The organism is Streptococcus oralis, assembly GCF_001578945.1.
In the GTDB taxonomy this organism is placed as follows: Bacteria; Bacillota; Bacilli; order Lactobacillales; family Streptococcaceae; genus Streptococcus; species Streptococcus oralis_Q.
In genome coordinates, this window is sequence record NZ_KQ969552.1 from 225414 (window position 1) to 230219 (window position 4806).

Below are 4806 nucleotides of genomic sequence, written 5' to 3' on the forward strand. Positions count from 1 at the left end.
GATTAATATCCTTTGCCAAGCTTTCGTCTCCTTCAACCGCCTGTTCAACACCTTTTTGAATGTTGGTTTCCAAATCCGTAAAGGCTTTTACAATCGCAGCTGATTTACTTACTTTTTTATCAAAATGTCTCTGAGTCTCACCCACAATACTATCATACGTTACCCCAGCTTCTATATAGACATCCTCTATCTCATCATAAGTCAACTCTGTTACAAACCAGGGAACTTCCTTACTTTTATCGTAGAGTGTTTCAGCATCTGTAACTGCTTTTTTAGCCACTGCCTCAATCTCGCTGTGTCCGTTGCTGACGCTCTCTGTCATTGCCGTCGCAACAGCTGTTGCTTGAACGCTGTCCAAGAAGAACATCTCATGGCTACTTATACTACCATCTGATAAAAATTTAGTATTCAACTGTTTTAGAAGTCCGTTTTTAACACCTTGTAATTTCTTCAGGGTCTCATAATTCTTCTTTTCAAGTCCAGTCATTTTTTCTGGACTCTGTTTTTCCAGAATATCCTTGATTTGGTTAATTTGATTTTTATCACCCGTAATATCCGGATCAATACTGTGCCCACCGGAATTTTCAAGCAGATAATCTTCTCCCAAGTATACACCTAAAAAAGGCTTTGAGATATTGTTAAGAAAGTCATCCTGTGTCCGAATTCTTACTACTTGACCTGTGAATGTCTTTCGTTTATTGAGAATCTTCTCACGAGCTGAATCCCAAGGAGTTAGGTAATCTATAATTTTATCTTTAGATTTGATAAGACCTTCTAAATAGAGAGGCGCTGAGTTATATACCACAGTACGCGGAGCGTTATACTCTAAGGCCACCCTCTGAGCGATGTTACCTCCTAAAGAATGTCCAGTTAGAGTAATATTATCTCCGTATCTCTGTCGAATCCTTTCATAAAATTTGAAAGCTTCATCATAATGAAAACCGAGCGCCATGGCTATACTACCGACATCTGTAGCGACATCCTTGACTATATCCGCATTAGGATTCGTTCCCGTATAGGCAATAATCACCTCTCCACTATCCTTATCTAGGAAAGCTGTACCACTCGTCCCAGTAGAGTCATCATGAAAATCATCTAGATATTGGAGGTTGGAGGGGAGAGGTTTACTTCTGTCTACTGCATTAAGAAGTTGTTTTCTATCATCATGTCCAATTTCAGGTTGGTTAACTCGCACATTCTCAAATTCGTAAGTCAAATTTGCTGCATCTAGAGTAGCAATACCACCATTTGCTGTATCCTTTTTACTCATACTTCTCTCCTAATTCGATACTCTCTCCTTAAAATAATAGCCATCATTAAAATCAACAGTAACAGAATAGTAATAAAAGTCATCTAATCTCAAAGAACTACCAAATCCTAGCACTGTTTCAACTTGTTGCTGTTTATTAAAATATTGGTTAATCGTTGTGTTTTTAATAATATAATCTATATCAAAAGAACCATTATTTCCGTTAAAATGTTTGTTTTTTAATGATAATTTACTTAAAAATTCTTTATCTATACCAAGTTTTTGAAACAAGAAACCATCAAACTTCCATATTTTTTTAGCAGTTTCTTCATCAGAAAAAATAAATTTATTGTCTACATATTGAACACTTACTAACTCCTCTTCGCTTTTTGGTGCATCATCCTTCGCTGGAATTTTAGCAAGGGTACCCGTTATTGTATGCGATGTTGCATCACCTTTCAGCTTAATTTCTGTGATAAAATCGTCAATTCCATCACTTTTCTTTTTAAAATAGACCTGCTCAATCTCAAACCCTTCCGGAAATTGCTTAAACAAATCAAACAGATTTTCAGTTGGATAGACACGACTGACCTCAGAGACTTTGTTCTCAATCCATGCTCGACTATTTTTATTTTCTCCACATCCTGCCAGTCCCGTCATTATCAATCCCCCTAAAAGTAATATTGTGAGAAAAGTGCGTTTTTTCATAACCTTCTCCTTATTTATGATATTCAACAAAATAGCTAACCGTAGTTCACTTATAGTATACCATAAAAGCAACAATTCCTTGCATCTTGTTCACATTCGTAAGTCAGATTAGACGCATCTAAAGTTGGAATTCCACTATTGGCCATTATATACCTCCGCATTTGATACCGTTTCTCTAAAATAATAGCCATCATTGTAATCTAGTAAAATTGAGTAGTAGTAATAACCCTCGTTTTGTAGAGAACTTCCAATCTCTAGTACGGATGTTTCAGAATCATTTTTATGAAAATAATTATTAACTACTTCGTTTTCTGTAAAATATAAAATACTAAAACCATTTGTCACGTTATTATACGATTTCTCTTTTAATCTTAACTTAGAAAATTCTGTTTTATTTAAAGTCAACTTTTGAAATAAAAATCTGTCAAACTTCCACATTTTTTTAGCAGTTTCTTCATCAGAAAAAATAAATTTGTTGTCTACATATTGAACACTTACTAACTCCTCTTCGCTTTTTGGTGCATCATCCTTCGCTGGAATTTTAGCAAGAGTACCCGTTATTGTATGCGAAGTCGCATCACCTTTCAGCTTAATTTCTGTGATAAAATCGTCAATTCCATCACTTTTCTTTTTAAAATAGACCTGCTCAATCTCAAACCCTTCTGGAAATTGCTTAAACAAGTCAAACAGATCCTCGGTTGGATAGACACGACTAACCTCAGAGATTTTGTTCTCAATCCATTCTCGACTGTTTTTATTATCTCCACATCCTGTTATTCCTATCATTATTAATCCTACTAAAACTAACATTGCGAAAAACATGCGTTTTTTCATAACCTTCTCCTTACCTATGATAATTAATAAAACAACTAATCATATTTCCCTTATAGTATATCATAAAAGGCTGATATGACTGTTTCATCTATGATGTTAAAATCCTGTCTAATTCATTTTAAAACACTGTAATTCTAAAGGTCATGATATAATAGACAGTGAATAACAAGCATTACTTGAAGGAGAAATGTATGAAAAAATCGTTCAGACTTTGTTGCCTAGCTTGTGTGACAACACTAACCTTAGCCCTTGGTGCTTGCTCATCAAAGCCATCTACTAGTTCTACAAATATTTCAAACAATCAGGCTTCTACCTATCACAAGAAAGATGTAACTGGCCCTGCCGCTTCATTTGACTGGAATGCCAAAGTTGCACCTACGAACTATGAGAGAACCTTTGTTGAAACAAACAGTGGCAGTCAATTTAATAAAACTTTGGAGCGTACTAAAGAGGCGGCTGAAAATCTCGAGAAAAAGAAAAAAGAAATTTCTGATCCTAAGGTTCAAGCTGCTCTCAAGCTAGTGGACGCTGTCTTTGTCAATCAAGAAAACCTTGATCTAGTTGTGAAATCAGCGGGTGCTAGCAATCAAGAAGAGTTATTTGATAAGATTTGGAACGAATATTTAGTCCCTGAGTTAACTAAAATCCGTCCGAATTTTTCAAATGATACCATCTTTGAGTATAAGGGAGAAAAATATCCTCTCAAAATTTATGCACCTATGTTTTTCAAGGTCAACACCAATGCCTTAGGAAAAGCAGGTGCCTATACTCTTGAGGATTATAAGGTAGAGGACGACATGGTTTATTTGAAATTTATGTCCCCATCTGTAGATACCTACCAATATGAAGTCAAAGCATCCTATCACACAGATAATCTCGAATTCTTTCAAGGACTGGTAGAAGAACAACAAAAGGTTCTTGAAACAGACTATGCTAAAGCTCTAAATATTCGATTTGTTTATCAATTAGCGGCGCTTGATTTTAAAGCGAATAACTATGTCGATTTAGAGGGAATGGATTATCTTGATCGTAACACTCATTACCTCGCCATAAAAGTGGATAATAATGGTGAAGCTAGCCTTGATAATGAAAATCTCGCCAACCTTTTACAAATTAGCATGAAGGCTTCAAACGAGGCCAATAAAGGAAAATTTGAATAAATCTTTAAAGCATAAAAAATCACCTCAAACAGGTGATTTTTGTGTATTCATCTTGTCATTAAAATGTCTTAAATCCGTCCTTTACTCTCCCAACTCTGCACTATAGGCAATAATCTGATCCACCGTATCTGACAAGAACTGGATGGTATCACGGAGTGGTTTGTCCGTTGAAATATCCGCTCCGATAATCATGGCTGACTCAAGCGGTGTCTTGCTGCCACCTGATTTGAGGAGGTTGAGCCAGTCTTCAGCTCCGGTTTCTGAATGTTTCAGATGGAGATATCCAGCTGTCGAGATAACAAGTCCCGCTGAGTAGGTGTAGCTATACAAGCCCATGTAGTAGTGAGCTTGACGCATCCAAGTCAGAGCCGCATCGTCATCAATCTCAATAGCATCTCCCCAGAAGTCTGTCAGGACTTCCTTCATAATGCTGTTGAGTTTGCTTGCTCCAAAGGTCTCCCCTTCCTCAATCAATGTATAAACCTTACGCTGGAAGGCTGCTTCCAAGAGGTGGGTGATGAAATTATGAAAGTAGGTATCTGTCAAGCGGTGAGCAAGGGCAAAACGTTTTTGACGTGGGTCGTCAGACTGGTGCTCCAAGTAATCACTTAAAAGCAATTCATTGAAGGTTGACGGCGCTTCAACATAGTAGGTCGACATATGGGCATTGAAGTAACTTTGGTGATTGTCAGAAAATATAAACTGACCGGAATGCCCGATCTCATGAATGAGGGTATAAACATCGCTGAGACGTCCAGTCCAGCTCATGAGGACATAAGGATGTACGCGATAGGGATCCGCCGCGTATCCACCAGAATCCTTGCCACTATTGGCAGCGTAGTCCACCCAACGCTC

At 37.2% G+C, this 4806-nt stretch carries 5 protein-coding genes; 1 reads left to right on the forward strand and 4 read right to left on the reverse strand.

Translation table 11 applies throughout. The features are described from left to right. The 3 genes from SORDD16_RS06515 to SORDD16_RS06525 all read right to left on the reverse strand — a co-directional run. A partial coding sequence (locus tag SORDD16_RS06515) for a Tle-like phospholipase domain-containing protein (RefSeq protein WP_061452896.1) occupies positions 1-1270 on the reverse strand: 1270 nt, incomplete at its 3' end. A 9-nt stretch (positions 1271-1279) separates the two neighbouring features. Next, on the reverse strand, positions 1280-1957 hold the full coding sequence (locus SORDD16_RS06520) for a hypothetical protein (RefSeq protein WP_061452796.1): 678 nt from the start codon (positions 1955-1957) through the stop codon (positions 1280-1282). A 135-nt stretch (positions 1958-2092) separates the two neighbouring features. Continuing rightward, a complete protein-coding gene (locus tag SORDD16_RS06525; RefSeq protein WP_061452797.1) occupies positions 2093-2791 on the reverse strand; it encodes a hypothetical protein in 699 nt (232 codons plus the stop codon). Between the two features lie 191 nt (positions 2792-2982). Between SORDD16_RS06525 and SORDD16_RS06530 the strand changes: the two genes are divergently transcribed. Next, positions 2983-3951, forward strand: a complete 969-nt coding sequence (locus tag SORDD16_RS06530; protein WP_061452798.1) for a hypothetical protein — start codon at positions 2983-2985, stop codon at positions 3949-3951. A gap of 81 nt (positions 3952-4032) precedes the next feature. Here the strand turns inward: SORDD16_RS06530 and SORDD16_RS06535 are convergent. Beyond that, the coding region (locus SORDD16_RS06535; RefSeq protein ID WP_128973488.1) for a M3 family metallopeptidase at positions 4033-4806 on the reverse strand (774 nt) is incomplete at its 5' end.

Coding starts and splice junctions, on each gene's coding strand:
- SORDD16_RS06525 (WP_061452797.1), bottom strand. CDS start 2,791: ATGAAAAAACGCATGTTTTTCGCAATGTTAGTTTTAGTAGGATTAATA.
- SORDD16_RS06520 (WP_061452796.1), bottom strand. CDS start 1,957: ATGAAAAAACGCACTTTTCTCACAATATTACTTTTAGGGGGATTGATA.
- SORDD16_RS06530 (WP_061452798.1), top strand. CDS start 2,983: ATGAAAAAATCGTTCAGACTTTGTTGCCTAGCTTGTGTGACAACACTA.